General features: G+C 74.0%; 12 protein-coding genes. 6 read left to right on the top strand and 6 right to left on the bottom strand.

The window, feature by feature from the left end; all coding sequences use genetic code 11:
- The first annotated feature begins 23 nt into the window (after nucleotides 1–23).
- From ACZ5HG_RS05290 to ACZ5HG_RS05300, 3 genes are read left to right on the top strand one after another with little or no spacing between them, the layout of a single operon-like run.
- The gene (locus tag ACZ5HG_RS05290) at nucleotides 24–809 is read left to right on the top strand and encodes a rhamnan synthesis F family protein (RefSeq protein ID WP_464180860.1); all 786 of its coding nucleotides are present in this window, start codon (nucleotides 24–26) and stop codon (nucleotides 807–809) included.
- A complete protein-coding gene (locus tag ACZ5HG_RS05295) occupies nucleotides 797–3,847 on the top strand; it encodes a glycoside hydrolase family 99-like domain-containing protein (RefSeq protein ID WP_464180861.1) in 3,051 nt (1,016 codons plus the stop codon). Before ACZ5HG_RS05290 ends, ACZ5HG_RS05295 begins: the two co-directional genes overlap by 13 nt.
- Before the next feature lie 45 nt (nucleotides 3,848–3,892).
- Nucleotides 3,893–5,764 carry a methyltransferase gene (locus ACZ5HG_RS05300; protein WP_464180862.1) on the top strand — a complete coding sequence of 624 codons (1,872 nt, stop codon included), beginning with the start codon at nucleotides 3,893–3,895 and terminating at the stop codon, nucleotides 5,762–5,764.
- 95 nt (nucleotides 5,765–5,859) lie between these two features.
- Here the strand turns inward: ACZ5HG_RS05300 and ACZ5HG_RS05305 are convergent, their stop codons facing one another.
- From ACZ5HG_RS05305 to rfbC, 5 genes are read right to left on the bottom strand one after another with little or no spacing between them, the layout of a single operon-like run.
- The gene (locus tag ACZ5HG_RS05305; RefSeq protein WP_464180863.1) at nucleotides 5,860–7,374 is read right to left on the bottom strand and encodes a lipopolysaccharide biosynthesis protein; all 1,515 of its coding nucleotides are present in this window, start codon (nucleotides 7,372–7,374) and stop codon (nucleotides 5,860–5,862) included.
- On the bottom strand, nucleotides 7,371–8,258 hold the full coding sequence (locus tag ACZ5HG_RS05310) for a glycosyltransferase (protein ID WP_464180864.1): 888 nt from the start codon (nucleotides 8,256–8,258) through the stop codon (nucleotides 7,371–7,373). The genes ACZ5HG_RS05305 and ACZ5HG_RS05310 overlap by 4 nt, the downstream gene beginning before the upstream one ends.
- The gene (locus ACZ5HG_RS05315) at nucleotides 8,255–9,298 is read right to left on the bottom strand and encodes a glycosyltransferase family 2 protein (RefSeq protein ID WP_464180865.1); all 1,044 of its coding nucleotides are present in this window, start codon (nucleotides 9,296–9,298) and stop codon (nucleotides 8,255–8,257) included. The genes ACZ5HG_RS05310 and ACZ5HG_RS05315 overlap by 4 nt, the downstream gene beginning before the upstream one ends.
- Nucleotides 9,295–10,227, bottom strand: coding sequence for a glycosyltransferase family 2 protein (locus ACZ5HG_RS05320; RefSeq protein WP_464180866.1), 933 nt, complete (start codon nucleotides 10,225–10,227; stop codon nucleotides 9,295–9,297). Before ACZ5HG_RS05320 ends, ACZ5HG_RS05315 begins: the two co-directional genes overlap by 4 nt.
- The gene (gene rfbC / locus ACZ5HG_RS05325) at nucleotides 10,220–10,837 is read right to left on the bottom strand and encodes a dTDP-4-dehydrorhamnose 3,5-epimerase (protein WP_464180867.1); all 618 of its coding nucleotides are present in this window, start codon (nucleotides 10,835–10,837) and stop codon (nucleotides 10,220–10,222) included. The genes ACZ5HG_RS05320 and rfbC overlap by 8 nt, the downstream gene beginning before the upstream one ends.
- Before the next feature lie 106 nt (nucleotides 10,838–10,943).
- Between rfbC and rfbD the strand changes: the two genes are divergently transcribed.
- The 3 genes from rfbD (at nucleotide 10,944) to ACZ5HG_RS05340 (ending at nucleotide 12,626) form a co-directional block, all read left to right on the top strand.
- Nucleotides 10,944–11,795: a dTDP-4-dehydrorhamnose reductase gene (gene rfbD, locus ACZ5HG_RS05330; protein WP_464180868.1), complete on the top strand. Its 852-nt coding sequence runs from the start codon at nucleotides 10,944–10,946 to the stop codon at nucleotides 11,793–11,795.
- 235 nt (nucleotides 11,796–12,030) lie between these two features.
- Nucleotides 12,031–12,363 (top strand): hypothetical protein, encoded by a 333-nt coding sequence (locus ACZ5HG_RS05335; protein WP_464180869.1) that lies wholly within the window; start codon nucleotides 12,031–12,033, stop codon nucleotides 12,361–12,363.
- A complete protein-coding gene (locus ACZ5HG_RS05340; protein ID WP_464180870.1) occupies nucleotides 12,363–12,626 on the top strand; it encodes a hypothetical protein in 264 nt (87 codons plus the stop codon). Before ACZ5HG_RS05335 ends, ACZ5HG_RS05340 begins: the two co-directional genes overlap by 1 nt.
- Nucleotides 12,627–12,672: 46 nt before the next feature.
- Here the strand turns inward: ACZ5HG_RS05340 and ACZ5HG_RS05345 are convergent, their stop codons facing one another.
- Nucleotides 12,673–15,054, bottom strand: coding sequence for a glycoside hydrolase domain-containing protein (locus tag ACZ5HG_RS05345; RefSeq protein ID WP_464180871.1), 2,382 nt, complete (start codon nucleotides 15,052–15,054; stop codon nucleotides 12,673–12,675).
- Between the last annotated feature and the right edge of the window lie 11 nt (nucleotides 15,055–15,065).

The raw sequence follows: 15,065 nt of genomic DNA on the forward strand, positions 1-15,065 counted from the left end.
GACGCTACCCGCGAGCACGTGCGATGGCGACGAGCCATGTCGAGCACGCGCACGGGGATCCGCGGGACGCGGCCCGGACCGCGATGGTGGCGCACTTCTCGACGGACGCCCGGGTGACTCGTTCCTTCTCCCGCCTGGTCGGCGAGCTGCGGGAGGGCGGGTTCCACGTCGTCGTCGTGTCGTCCTCGCCGGCCGTGTCCGCCCTGGAGTGGGGCGCCACCGACCTGAGCGGGGTCACGGTCCTGCGCAAGTCCAACCACGGCTACGACTTCGGCTCGTGGTCGGTCGGCCTCGCCCGGTTCCCCGAGATCGTCCGCCAGGAGACCGTGGTCCTGACGAACGACAGCCTGGTGGGTCCGTTCGCCTCGATCGGTCCGCTGCTCAGTCGGCTCGACGAGGCGCGTACCGACGTGTGGGGGATGACCGAGACCGAGCAGTTCGTCCGTCACGTGCAGAGCTACTTCCTGGGCTTCCGCGGCGGCGTGCTCGCCGACCGACCGCTCGCGCACTTCTGGGCGGATGTCCGGCACTACGACGACAAGCAGATGGTGATCCACCGCGGGGAGCTCGGGCTCGCGCGGCTCCTCCGACGTGAGGGCTACACGATCGACGCGGCTTTCCCCGCGCAGAGCGTCGCGAGCAGCGGCGACAACCCCACGCTCGCCGGCTGGCGGGGCCTTCTGGAGGGTGGGTTCCCGTTCGTCAAGCGGGAGCTGCTCCGGGTCCCGACCCTCGTGCACGACGGCCATGAGGTGGCGTCGGTGGTGCGGGACCTCTTCCAGGAGGAGGTCGACGCGTGGCAGAGCTGACGTCGGTCCCGACCCCCGCCCCGTTGCTCTCGGTCGTCGTGGTCGCGCACCAGATGCAGCGTGAGCTTCCCCGCACCCTGATCTCGCTGTCGCGTGCGTACCAGCGTGACGTCGACGCCATCGACTACGAGGTGGTCGTGGTCGACAACGGCTCCGAACCCCGGGTGAGCGAGACGGTCTTCGACGGTCTGGACGGGTCGTTCCGGCTCGTCACGGTCGATCCGGCCCCGCCGTCGCCGGCCCGCGCGGCGAACCTCGGGATCGCCGCCGCACGGGGCGCGCTCGTGGCCCTGGTGCTCGACGGGGCCCGCATGGTGACGCCCGGAGTGATCGCTGCGGCCGTCGACTCGCTGCGCGAGCGGCCGCGCGCGGTCGCGACCCCCATCGCCTTCCACCTCGGCGCAGAGCACCAGTCGATCTCGGTGGCGAAGGGGTACGGCCCCGCTGCCGAGGACGCGCTGCTCGCGCGGGTCGCGTGGCCGGGCGACGGCTACCGGTTGTTCGACGTCTCGGCGTTGGCGGGGGCCAACCCCGAAGGGTTCACCGGCCCGCTGAACGAGTCCTGCTTCCTCGTCGCGCACCGCGCGCTCTGGGAGGAGGTCGGCGGGCTCGACGAGCGCTTCGACCTGCCGGGCGGTGGGCTGGTCAGCCTCGACCTCTTCACACGGTTCGTCGGTCTGCCCGAGGTGGCGGTCCTCGTGCTCGTGGGCGAGGGGTCGTTCCACCAGGTGCACGGAGGTGCGTCCACCGCACCCGGGGCCAAGCACCAGCTCTGGCACGAGCAGTACGCCCAGATCCGCGGTGGCGGCTACCAGCCTCCACGGTTCCAGGCGATCCACCTTGGCGAGGCATCCGGTCCGGCGGCGAGGTTCGCCGCACCAGCACAGCCCGTCCCCGACACCAGCACGAAGGATGAACCGACGGTGAGCAGCGCAGAGGGGTCCGTGTCCGCGGTCCGAGTGACGGCAGGTCGGGTGGTCCGGGGGACGGTGCGCCGGTTGACCGGCAAGGAGATCACGCGGGCCGGGCTCGTCGGACGGATCAAGCGTCTCCGGATCGCCGTCGGCATCCGGATCGCGGGGACCCGTCCCCGGCGGCCCGACACCGGTGCCCCGACGAGCATGGCCTCCTGGCAGCGCCGGCAGCGAGGACGCCGCACCGGAGCGTTCCCGGACGCCTGGCGCGTGAACCCCGCGCTGCCGTTCGTCGAGCCGAGCCGGGTCGCAGTGCTCATGCACGTGCACTTCCCGGACCTCGTCCCCGAACTGGTCGCCCAGCTCGCGCACCTGCCCGTCGAGGTCGACCTGCTGGTCACCAACTCCTCGGGCACCACCCTGGACCTCGGGGCCTCGCTGCCGCCGGCGGTGCGCCACGTGGCCGTGCTGGACGTCCCCAACCACGGGCGGGACATCCTGCCGACGGTGGGGGTGGTCAACGCCGGGCTGCTCGACCCGTACGACCTGGTGCTCAAGATCCACACCAAGCGGAGCGCCTGGCGTGACACCCGCGAGGACCTGGCCGGCACCGGCCAGGAGTGGAAGGACGCCTTCCTGACCGCGCTGCTCGGCTCGCGGGAGAACGTCGAGGAGATCCTCGGATCCTTCGCCGCAGACCCGGACCTGGGCCTGGTCACCGCTGATGGCAGCCTGCACGGCCCTGAGCACTGGGGCGGTGACGAGGAGATCGTCCGCGACCTGCTCGACCGGCTCGGCCTGCCGCTGGACCACGACGGCCTGTGGTTCCCCGGCGGTTCGATGTACTGGGTCCGTGGCTTCGTCCTCCAGGGCCTGCGGTCGCTCGCGCTCACCGCTGACGACTTCGCCGAGGAGGCCGGTCAGATCGACGGCACCACGGCGCACGCCGTGGAGCGGCTGGTCGGGATCCTGTCGAAGGAGGCCGGGCTGCGCCTCTCCGACCGTTCCTCCGCGCACGGCGGGGCCGACGGCGTCGCACGGTACTCCTGGACGCAGCCCGCTCCCTGCCGGGTGCGGCTCGTGCCGTTCTACCTGCCGCAGTTCCACCCGTTCCCCGAGAACGACCGGTGGTGGGGAACCGGGTTCACCGAGTGGCAGAACGTCACCGCGGCCCACCCGATCTACCCGGGTCACGAGCAGCCGCTGCTCCCGTCCGACCTCGGCTTCTACGATCTTCGCCTCGACTCGGTCCGGGACGCCCAGCAGGACCTCGCGACGGCCTTCGGCATCGAGGGCTTCATGTACTACTACTACTGGTTCGCGGGCAAGCGGCTGATGTCGATGCCGATCGAGAAGCTCGCAGCCGGTACCACGCCCAAGACGTTCTGCCTGATGTGGGCGAACGAGAACTGGACCCGGCGCTGGGACGGCCGCCAGTCCGACCTGCTGATCGGGCAGGACTACGACGAGGTCCCGGCGACCGAGTTCATCGAGGACGTGATGGACTTCCTGCGCGATCCCCGGTACCTCACCGTCGACGGGCGCAAGGTCATCTCGGTCTACCGGATCTCGCAGATCCCGGACTTCCCCGCGGTGCTGGAGCACTGGCGCCGGCGCGCCCGCGAGGAGGGGGTCGGCGAGCTCCTGCTGGTCAACGTGGACGTCGCCAAGGAGTTCGACGGGCTGGACCGCGCGGCGGCGACCGTCGGCCTGGACGGGACGCACTGGTTCCCCCCGCACAACGCGAAGTGGGACTGGATCGACTACGGCGACCTGGGCGCGGACGCGGAGTTCCGCGGCAACCTCCTCAGCTACGGGTCGCTGGTGCGGGACGCTGAGAAGCGTCTCGAGCGGCTCGAGCCGGGGACCTATCCCGCCGTGATGGTGAACTTCGACAACACGGCGCGGCGCCAGTGGGGTGCCGACGTGTGGCACGGCTCCAACCCCTACACCTTCCGCCGCTGGCTGGCGGCCACGGCACGGGCCGTGGAGCACCGGACCCCCGAGCAGCGCCTGGTCTTCTGCAACGCGTGGAACGAGTGGGCCGAGGGCGCCGTCCTGGAGCCCACGGTGAGGCACGGCAACGGGTATCTTGGCGCGGTGCGCGACGTCGTGCGGGGGTGACGTGGCCCTGATCGACCGTGCCCCGACCAGCGATTGCGAGATCCCGTGACCGAGACCCTGACCCCGCTGCGCGCCCTTCCTGCCGACGTCGTCGACGGGGTCCGGGTCGTGCGGGCCGCGCAGACGCCGTGGCTCGACGGATCCGAGGGCCTGCTGTACGACCGGATGGGCACCGGGCTGCCGCTCGACTCGCTGAGCGACGAGCTGTACGCGACGGCCACCGACTGGCCGCAGCGCTACCACCTGTCGCCGTCACGGGCGAACGTGATCCGTGCGCTCGACCTGCCGGCCGACGCCGTGGTGCTCGAGATCGGCGCCGGGTGCGGCGCGATCACCCGCTACCTCGGTGAGACCTGCGCCGTGGTCGACGCGCTGGAGCCCACGTTCGAGCGCGCCCGCGTCGCCGCGCGTCGCACAGCCGAGCTGCCGGGCGTCACGGTGCACAACGCCGAGGTCGCCGACCTGCCTGCGGAGCCCACGTACGACCTGGTGGTCGTGGTGGGCGTCCTGGAGTACGTCGGTGGCGGCGGGCGTGACGAGCGCCCCTACGTCGAGTTCCTCGAGGCGCTGCGCCGCACGCTGCGCCCGGGAGGTCGGCTCGTGCTGGCGATCGAGAACGAGCTCGGCGTGAAGTACCTGGCCGGTGCACCGGAGGATCACTCCAACCAGGTGTTCCACTCGGTCGAGGGCTACCCCGAGGACGGCCCCGCCCGGACGTTCTCCCGTCGTCGCCTGGCCGGGCTCGCGCGGACCGCCGGCTTCGACGACACCGAAGTGCTCGGCGCGTTCCCGGACTACAAGCTGACGCGTGCGGTGCTCTCCGAGCGGCTGTTCGACGAGGCGCCCGCGCTGGCCTCGCAGCTGCCCTCGTTCCCGAGCCCCGACTGGACCACCCCGCGCCCGGTGCTGCTCGACGAGGGCGACCTGTGGCGCGAGCTGGTCGAGGCGGGTGTGGGCGCCGAGTTCTCGAACTCGTTCCTGCTGATCGCGGGCACGGGCGGCGACGCCTCCCCGCTGTGGCCGCAGGACCGGCTGGCCCGCTACTTCTCGCTGCACCGTCGGCGGGCGTTCCAGGTCCGCAAGACGGTCACCGCGGCCGACGGGGACGTCACCGTCACCAGTGAGCCGTTGGGTGCGGGCGAGTCCGACGGCCTGCGCGTCCTCGGGTACAGCGAGCCGTGGACGGCCGGCACGTCGCTGGTCGAGCGGCTGCTCGCCGGGCCCGACGAGCTCGATGCCCTGGTGGCGCAGTGGGCTGGCATGCTGCGCGAGCGTGCCGTCGCCGCCGCACCCGAGGTGCCGTTCGACGTGCAGCCGGGCAACGTCCACCTGGACGCCGACGGCGCACGGCTGATCGACGACGAGTGGCGGGCGGCCGATCTCACCCTGGACCAGGTGGTCCTGCGCGGATCGCTGCTCCTCGCCCGGGACCTCGTCGCCGCGGCGCCGGCAGGACGATGGGGGTGCCAGGACGCCGTCGCGCTCGTCGTGCGTCTCGCGGCGGCGGCCGGGTTGACCGCCGACCGTGACCAGGTGGACGAGGCCGTGGCCCTCGAGGCGGCGCTCCAGGCGCGGGTCGGTGGCGGCGAGCCCGGCAGCGACGCGGCGGAGCGGACGCGGGAGACCGTGGAGGCGCAGCTGCGCCGCCAGCTGGTGGAGCCGGCCGAGGGGCGCCGTGCGGACCCGCTCTGGGTCACCGCTGCACGCGCGGAGCAGGATGCCGTGCACGCGCGCGACCAGCTGTTCATGACGGGTGATCAGCTGCGGGATGCGCGCAAGGCTGCTGCGGACGCGGAGGCGGCGCTGCTCGCGGCGCAGCGGGCGGTAGGTGCCGCCCACGACGAGATCCGGCGGATGCGCCGCAACCCGGTCGTCCGGGTCGCAGACGGCATCGCCCGTCAGTTGCGGCGCGGCTGAGCGAGCAGGCACCGCGGGAGACCGCGGTGCCTGCTGCCATGCACGGGCCGATCAGTCCCTGTGCTTCCGAGCCGCGGTGTCGAGGAGAGGTCCGCTCAGACGGGAGCCTGTCCGAGATCGTGGCCCGCACGCCGGGACCGCAGCACGGGCAGCAGCGCGACGGCGGCGCCGAGCAGGGCGACGACCACCAGGCATGCCAGGGTCGTCCAGCGCCCGTCGACGACCCGGGTGACGCCCCAGGAGGCCGCCGCGGTCGCCGCGGCGAGCACGAGAGCGCCGAGCAGCGGTCGCAGGCCCGGGCCGGCACCCGGTGCGGTGAGCCCGCGCGACCCGCGCAGCAGCACCGCGAGCGCGGCGGAAGCGGCCAGCAGGCCCGAGGCGGCCAGACCGATCATCCCGCCGACAAGCGCGAGCGCCACGCCCGCAACCACCTTGACCAGGGCGTACACCACGTAGGAGCGGGTCTCGATCCCCGGGCGCCCGGCCGCGCGCACCAGCACCGCGCGGGCGTTGCCCGCCAGCGACACCACGAAGCCCGCGGCGAGCACGGCGGTGAGCGGCACGATCCCGGAGACCTGCGGACCGAGCCACTGCGCGGCAGCGAAGGGCAGCACGCCGAGGGCCAGTGCGGCGAACGGGAGCACCAGGCGCAGCCATCCGCGCTCGGCCCGGGCACCGGCGGCCGGCAGCCCCGCCGGGTCGCGGCCCGCCTGCACGCTCAGCGAGGTGAACACCGGGGTGAGCAGCACCGTCGGCGCCAGGCAGGCGGCCGCCGTCAGCGGGGCGGCCGCCGAGACGCTGGCGAGCGCGCTGGTGGTGAGCAGGATGCCGGCGAGGATCACGTCGAGCTCGCGCTGGGCGACGAAGCCGAGCGCCGACAGCTGGTTGCGCCAGGCGTAGGCCCACAGGTCCCGGGTCTCCGCGCGGTCGGTGGGACGGCGGACCTCGTGCAGCAGGTGTCGTCGGCACTGCACGGCGCCGAGCACCAGCGCGACGCCGGTGTCGGCGAAGGAGGCCAGCAGCAGACCGGGCAGGCCCTGGTCGGTGAGCAGCGCCCAGCCGATCCCGGCCGCGAGCACGCCCCGTGCCACCAGCGACTGCGCGAACACCGCCACGAAGCGTCCGTGCGCGGCCAGGTAGGAGCTCAGGGCCAGCGCGCCGAGCTGGAGCACCGCGATCGTGCCGGCGTGCCGGAACAGCAGCGCGGCGTCGTCGTGCACCGCAGCGGGCACGTCGACCACGGCGAGCACGGCGCGGGAGATCCACGGGCCGGCGGCGACGACCACCACGAGCAGCGCGCCGAGCACCAGCAGGACGGACGAGGTGATCCGTCCGCCGAACGCGGGGTCCGAACGGCCCCGGGCGACGCCGTGGTAGCGCTGCATGATGCCTACGACACCGAGGTCAGCGGTGAGCAGCAGGTTGATGGTGGTCATCATCAGCGCCCAGGCCGCGTACGCGCCGTCGCCCAGCCGGTCGAGGACCAGGGGCGTGGCGAGCAGCTGGACGCCGAGCGGCGCCATGCGGGCCACCGCGACCAGCACCGCGTCGCGGCGGTACGTGGGATCGGCGGCGGGCACCTCGGGCTGCTCGGGGACGGTCGCGCTCACCGCGCGGACCCCGGACGCATCCGCTCGTCGGTCCGGCCGGACCAGCCGTCGCGGGCGCCGCGCGCCAGGGTGGCGAGCCGGCGGAGCCGGGGCGGCTCGAACAGCAGCACGGTCAGCGCGACGTAGGCCTGGAGGGCCAGCGAGGTCGCGACCCACCCGGGCTCGCGGCGCAGGTTCTCCCGGGCCAGCACCGTGCCGTTGCGGGCCGTCCAGTACAGCCGCCACGTCGGGTGGCTCGTCGAGCGCAGGCGCAGCGGACCGACGCCCCGCCACCGGGTGTCGCCCAGCGAGTGCGGCAGGCGCACCCGGGCGTCCTGGACCACGCGCCAGCCCGCCCGGCGCACCCGCAGGCAGAAGTCCTGGTCCACGCAGTCGACGAAGAAGTCCTCACGGAACGGCCCGGCGTCGGCGAGCGCGGCGGCCCGCACGAGCATGCCGGAGGTGATGATCACCGGCAGGTCGGCCAGCTCGGGCCGGTGCGCGGCACGCGGGTCCAGCGGCCGGTCCGCGGCGGCGTCCCAGGGGAGCGGGCCGGTGACCCCGATCTGCGGGTCGGCGTCGAGCCGGGCGGTCAGGGCGTCGACCGCACCGGCCGGCAGCGCCGAGTCCTGGTCCAGGAGCAGCAGGGCGTCGACCTCGCCGGCCTCTGCGGCCCCGAGGTTGAGGGCCCCGGCCAGGCCGAGGTTCCGGCCCGGACGCAGCAGGCGCACGGTGTCACCGATCTCGGCGACACCCTCGGCGCCGGGCTCGCCGTCCGGGGTGTTGTCCACCACGACGACCAGCGCGGTCTGCCCGACCGCGGACCGCACGACCTCGGCCAGGCGTGCGTCCGGGCGGAACGCCGTGACGACGGCGGCCACCCCGCCGCCGCGGGCGGCGGTCACAGCGCTCTCCGCGAGGCACGCCACCACAGCCGGAGCAGCCCCTGCGCCGGTGCGGCGGCGGCGGGCAGCGGCATCTGGGCGGAGTCGAAGGTGTCGGTCATCAGGTGCGCCAGGTCGCGGTCGGGCACGGTCCGGGAGGACTGCACCAGCCGGCGCCGCCGGGCCACCGCACCGGGGTGGCGCAGCACCCAGCCCCAGCCGCGGAGCTTCTGCCGGCCCCAGCCCTGCGCCCCCGCCACCAGCGCCATCGCGAGCTCGAAGCCGAGCAGCGGCACGGCGAGCAGCAGCAGCGTGCGCGTCTGGTAGGTGGTGAGCACGAACAGCAGGCGGTTGCGCTCCAGCAGGTACATCTTGAGCGGCGACCGGCTGAACTCGAAGTGGTGCACCGCGCTCGCCTCGGGCACGTAGCGCACCGAGCGACCGTGCTGCCAGGTGCGCCAGGACAGCTCGAGGTCCTCCATGTAGGCGAAGAACTCCGTGGGGAACCCGCCGAGCTCGTCCCACAGCGCGCGGTCGACCGCGACGAAGGCACCGCTCGCCGAGGCGACCTCGCGCCCCTCGGCGTGCGCGGACACCGGCTCCTCCAGCCCGCCGGCCCAGCACAGGCCCAGGACGTGCAGCGGGTTGCCCGCCGAGTTCACCAGGTCGGGGTCCGAGGCGAGCCGGACCAGCCCGCCCGCGACACCGACGTGCGGGTCCGCCGCGAGCGTCCGGAGCAGCACAGCGATCGCGTCCGGGGCCACCACGGCGTCCGAGTTGACGAGCACGAGGGGCCGGCCGGAGGTGGCTGCCGCCGCGGCGTTCATGCCACCGGTGAAGCCGAGGTTCTCGCCCGGCACGATCACCCGCACCCGGTCGTCCGGCGGGAGCGTGGCGACCGCGTCGGTCGTGCAGCCGTTGTCGATCAGCACGATCCGCACGTCCACGTCCGCGGAGCCCAGCACCGCCGCCACCGCCTCGTGCAGGTACGGCTCGGCGCCGAACGCGAGCATGAGCACGTCGGCGGTCAGGGGCGCCGCGGCGCCCGTCGTCCCGGTCACAGACCCTCCCGCAGCGCCCCGGTGCGTCCGCGGAACCCGTCGGCGAGCCCGCGCAGCAGCAGGCCCGCACGCCGGAGCCGCGGGGCGACGGCCAGGACGTAGAAACCGCTGTACTTGGTGATCCAGGCCAGGTAGCCGACGCGCCAGGCGGCCGGGAGCAGCCCCGAGCGCACCAGCAGCACCGTGTTCCGGGCCATGTAGTAGTTCCGGACGGGGGAGTGGATGTGCACGTCCCGCTCGCGACCGGGGATCCGCTGCACCCGGTCGCCCAGGGAGTGCTCCAGCCGTGCGCCGACCACGCCGAACAGGCCGTAGCCCGCGCGACGGGCTCGCAGCCCCCACTCGAGGTCGATGTGGTCGATGAACCAGTCGGCGTTCATCTCGCCGATCTCGTCCAGCGCCGCCAGGTCGACCAGGCAGCCGGAGGCGATCAGGAAGGTCGCCGGCACCAGGGCGCCGTCCACGGCCGGCACGACGGCCCGGCGAGGGCCCCACCGCCGGTCGGAGAACAGCAGGGCGGCTCCGGGGTTGCGGTCGTCCACGGTGACCGGGCCGACCGCCGCGACCCGCCCGTGCTCGGCCCGCGCCCGCGCGATGCCGTCAGCCAGCCGCCGCACCATGTCGGGGGCGGGCGCCGAGTCCTGGTCGGACAGCAGCACGTACCCGGCGTCGAGCGCGCGCGCCCGCTCGATGCCGAGGTTCTGCGCCGCCGCGATGCCGACGTTCTCCGGCAGGTCCAGCAGCTCGCCGTCGAGTGCGTCGGTCTCGGCGCGCAGCGACGCGACGACGTCCGGCCCGCTGCCGTTGTCCACCACCACGAGCCGGGTGACCTGCGGGGCGAGCGCGCGCAGCAGCACCGACGTCGCGGTCAGGTCGGGCCGGTGGGTGACGACGACCGCGACGACACGGTCGGTCGTCGGCTCAGGCACGCAGGCTCGCCAGGAAGGCCTCGACCTCGGACGCCCGGGGCAGCAGCCCGTCGGCCTGCGCCTGCTCCAGGGTCGGCGCGGCGGTGTCCTTCTCCGACAGCAGCGGCTCGAGCGGGCTGCCGTCCCGCGCCGTGGTCGGCCAGTCGATGCCGATCGTCGGGTCGAGCGGGTGGATGCCGTGCTCGCGGCCGGGCGCGTAGCCCGTGGAGCACAGGTACAGCACCGTGGAGTCGTCCTCGAGCGACATGAAGGCGTGGCCGAGGCCCTCCGCCAGGTAGATCGCGCGACGGTCCTGGTCGTCGAGGAGCACCGAGTCCCAGGTGCCGAAGGTCGGCGAGCCGACCCGGATGTCGACCACCACGTCGAGGACCGCGCCACGGGCGCAGGTCACGTACTTGGCCTGCCCCGGGGGGACGTCGGCGAAGTGGATCCCGCGCACGACCCCCGCGGCCGAGACCGAGAGGTTGGCCTGCTTCAGGTCCAGCGAGTGCCCGGCGGCCTCGGCGAAGGGCGCGTCCTTGAACCACTCGAGGAAGACCCCGCGCGGGTCGCCGAACTGCTTCGGGGTGATCTCCCAGGCCCCAGGGACGGCGAGCTCGCGGTACTGCACGGTTGTTCTCCTTCGATCGGTGCGCACGGGCGGTGCGGCGCCCTCAGCCTAGCCGGGCCGACTACCCTGACCCGGAGATCGGACGTCGAGGCGAGAAGAGGATGCGGTGCGCTGGTTGGTCACGGGGGCCCACGGGATGCTGGGCCAGGACCTGGTCGCGCGGGTGCGCGCCGAGGGGCACGAGGCGGTCGCGGTCGATCGCGACGAGCTGGACATCACCGACGGCGCCGCGGTGCTCGCCGGGGTCGCCGGGTTCGACGTCGTCGCGAACTGCGCCGCGTGGACCGCGGTGGACGACGCGGAGACCCGGGAGGGCGACGCCTTCACGGTGAACGCGGTCGGGCCGCAGTCGCTGGCCCGCGCCGCCGCGGCGCACGGGGCGCGCCTGGTGCACGTCTCCACGGACTACGTGTTCGACGGGCACGCGAAGGAGCCCTACGCCGAGGACGGCTTCGCCGCGCCGCGGTCCGCCTACGGGCGCACCAAGCTGGCAGGCGAGTGGGCGGTGCGGGCCGAGGCCGCCGACCACGTGATCCTGCGGACCGCCTGGCTCTACGGCGCCGGCGGCGGCTGCTTCCCGAAGACGATCGCCCGCGTCGCCGCCGAGCGCGGCGCGCTGGACGTGGTCGAGGACCAGGTCGGGCAGCCGACCTGGACGCGTGACGTCGCCGACCTCGCCGTCCGGCTGGTCGTCGCGCAGGCGCCCTCCGGCACCTACCACGCGACCTCCTCGGGCCGGACCTCCTGGTACGGCTTCGCCCGCGAGGTCGTGGCGGCCGCCGGTCTCGACCCGCAGATCGTCAGCCCCACCACCTCGGAGGGCTTCGTGCGACCCGCCCAGCGCCCGGCGTTCTCGGTGCTCGGGCACGACGCGCTGCGGGCCGTGGGCGTCGAGCCGATCGGCGACTGGGAGCAGCGCTGGGCCACCGCGGCGGCGGAGGTCCTGGCGGGCCGCTGACCCGCCTCAGGAACAGTGGGGGCGCGGTCGTCGTCGAGGGGTCGCAACGTGACCGCGAACCGACGACCGCGCACCTCCACGAATGCCCGGGAGCGCTCGGGGTCGGACACGCGGAGCAGGTCGAACTGCTCCGCGATCGACCTGTCGGCGTCGAGGCGGGAGTCCGCCGGACGGCGACGCGGGTAGTACGTCGGCTCGCCCTGCTGAGGCTCGGGGCGAGCCGGCGCGCGACGCAGTGGCTCTCCCGCCGGCCTACCCGGTGCTGACGACGCTGATGGGCGGTGACGCGATCGCCTTCCGGCTCGCCTGGATCGTGCCGGTCCCGGCGGTGGTCGGGCTGCTCGCGAGCCTGCCGGTGCGGGGGGTGCTGCTCCCGGTGGCTCCCGTGACCGCGGGTGCCCTCGCGGTGCTCCTGGTCGCGGGGCAGCCGCTGTGGTCCGCCGAGAACTCGGCGCACCTGGGCCGGCCCGGCACGTGGAAGGTCCGCGACCAGGCCGACCTCGCCGCGGGTGGATCGTCGAGCAGCAGCCCGAGGGGCGGCACCTCGCGGCGAACTGGGTGGCGATGATGACCGGCGTGCTCACCTCGACGATCCAACCGGTCGGGACCCGGATGGACTACGTGCGCTCGTTGGACGAGATCCCGGGGGCGCGCACCGAGCAGCGGGTGCTGCTCCAGGAGATCGCCGACGGTACCGGCCCGCAGCGTGAGCCTGCACGGCTGGACGACGCGCTGGAGGCGCTGGACGACCTGGACGTCGACGTGGCCTGCGCGGCCGTCGGCTTCGAGCCAGGGCTCGCGGTCGGCCCCTGGACCTGCTGGAGCCGCTGAGCCGCTCGTGCGCCGGGGGACGGCTGTCGCGTCCCCCGGCGCACGCTCAGCGCACGTCGAGCCAGGAGCACCCGAGCTCGCGGCTGGTGCCGGGGCCGACGTTGACGGCGTAGACGCACGCCCGGTGCTCACCTCGCGTGACCGCGGCCGACATGGCGAAACCGCGTGCTGCGCTGTAGCCGGGGTAGGCCGCCGCGACGTCGGGCCGCGACTGGTCGGCGCGGGCCATCGCACGGATCTGCCCGTCCACGTAGAGCTGGACGATCAGGGACTCGGTGCTGTCCGGGTCCAGGGTCCATCCGCTCACGACGACGTTCCCGCCCGCGGCTCGCATCGAGTCGACCTGCCCGATCGGGTCGCCCGAGGGCACCGTCACCCAGCCGCAACCGAGCAGCGTGCTCGCGCCGGGTCCCTCGTTGACCGCGTACACGCAGACGGTGTGGTTGCCCGGCGAGGCGGCGGCGGGCACGCGGTAGCCGTGCGCCGCTCCCGCGGAGGGGTAGGCCGCAGCCACATCAGGTCGGGAGACCGAGGCGCGCCCCATCGCGGAGTACTGGCCGTCGACGTAGACCTGCACGATCAGCGAGGCGCTGGTGTCCGGGTCGATCGTCCAGCCCGAGGCGGTCACCGTGCCGGAGGAGGTGGCCAGCGCGTCGATCCGGCCGAACGGGTCGGAGGACGGCACCACCGCGGTCGTGCACCCGAGCGTCGTCGGGTTCCCGGGGCCGACGTTCACGGCATAGACGCACACCTGGTGCGCCCCGGGTCCCGCCGCGGCGGAGATCGTGTAGCCGTGGTCGGGGCCGGCGGCCGGGTAGGCGCTCGCCACGTCGGGGCGGGACGAGGACGCCCAGCCCATCGCGGCGTACTGGCCGTCCACGTAGACCTGCACGATGATCGGGCCGGACTGGTCGGGATCGAACGTCCAGCCCGCGACCGTGATCTTCTGGTTGCTGGTCGTCACCTGGTCGAGCTGACCCCGCGGGCTGCCGGCCCGCGGGTCGGTGTCGACGCGGTTGCTGTCGATGTTGATCGACGCCCCGCCCCAGGTCTCGACGTGGCCGCCGCGGTACTGGTGCACCCGGGCGTACGGGGTCCACATGTTGTCGGCGACGTAGGGGGTGTGGCCGTAGATGGACGCGGTGCCGGTCCACCGGGCGATCCAGATCTTGTCCGGCGGGGTGAAACCGGGCTGCCCGACGGACTGCGCGAGGTCGCGGATGCCTGTGGACACGCTCGAGTAGACGCCGGAGCTGTAGCCGTAGGCGTGCAGCGTCTGCGTCCAGACCGACAGGTAGGTGAGCACCGAGGCGGAGCACAGGCCGCCGGTCGGGTAGCTCTCCATGTCGTAGTAGATGTCCGAGCCGGCACCGAGCCCGAGCGCCTGCGCACGGGCGACGGCGTCCTGGGCGGCCTCGGTCGCCTGCTGGGCCTCGGCGCCCGGTGTGATCTTGCTGCTGAAGGAGCTGCAGGACGCCTGGCGGCCGACGTAGATCGGCAGTGCGCTCCACCCGGTCGTCGCGAGCGAACGCAGGTAGTCCGAGGTGAGGTTCGGCTGGGCGCAGCCCCGCGCGGACCCGCCGATGTAGACGCCGACCGTGCGGTACGGGGATGCGGAGCGCCAGGCGTTCATGGTGCTGAGCGCCGGGGCGGTGCAGGCGTCGAAGCCCTCGCCGTTGCCCCAGGTGAACGACCGGTCCAGCGGGGCCGGGAGGGCAGCCGCCGCGGCGGTCGTCGCGACGCGCGCCCGGGACGCGGCGGGCGTGGCCTGGAGCCCCGAGAGGACCGCGGCGACCACGTCGGCCTGGTCGGCCAGCGTCGCGGTCACCAGCACGGAGGTCCCTGTCACCCGGGTCACGACCTCGCCGGAGGTGAGCTGCGCCGAGGTGAGGACGAGCGGCTCGCCCGCGGTCAGATCCACCTGCCCGGGGAGCGCGGACGCGGCGACGTCACCGAGGTGGACGGTCGGGGCGGATCCGAAGACAGTGGCCGGGCAGCTCGGGGAGTCGCCCGCCGGGCCGAGATAGACCGTCGCGATGTCGTGCCGGACGCACGCGGTCGGGTCGGCGACCAGGTCGACGACGCGCCACCCGTCGGGGACGGTCACGGTCACCCCGCCGTAGGACGCGGTGCCGTCGGCGACCGCCGGCTCCTCGGCGACGGTCGAGCCGTCGTCCGGTGCCGTGGTGCCCTCTGGGGTGGCGCTCGGCGCGGGGGAGGCCGCCGGCTCCTCGCCGGTCTCCTGCGGCACCCCCGTCGTCTCCTCGCCCGACGCCGGTGCGGCCGGCTCCGTGGCGCTCGGCGACGGCTCCGCGGTGGCCGCCGGCTCGGCGGATCCCGGATCTGCTGCGGCACCGGCGGGCACCGCCGACATCAGCAGCAGCGCGGCGACCACAGGCACCACCAGATGCCCGGCTCTTCTCTTCACGACAGCCCCTC

This window comes from Cellulomonas sp. GTC20042, assembly GCF_055389595.1.

Excerpts from the sequence above, each read along its gene's own strand:
- ACZ5HG_RS05290 (WP_464180860.1), top strand. The coding sequence starts at position 24 with ATGGCGACGAGCCATGTCGAGCACGCGCACGGGGATCCGCGGGACGCG.
- ACZ5HG_RS05340 (WP_464180870.1), top strand. The coding sequence starts at position 12,363 with ATGACCGGCGTGCTCACCTCGACGATCCAACCGGTCGGGACCCGGATG.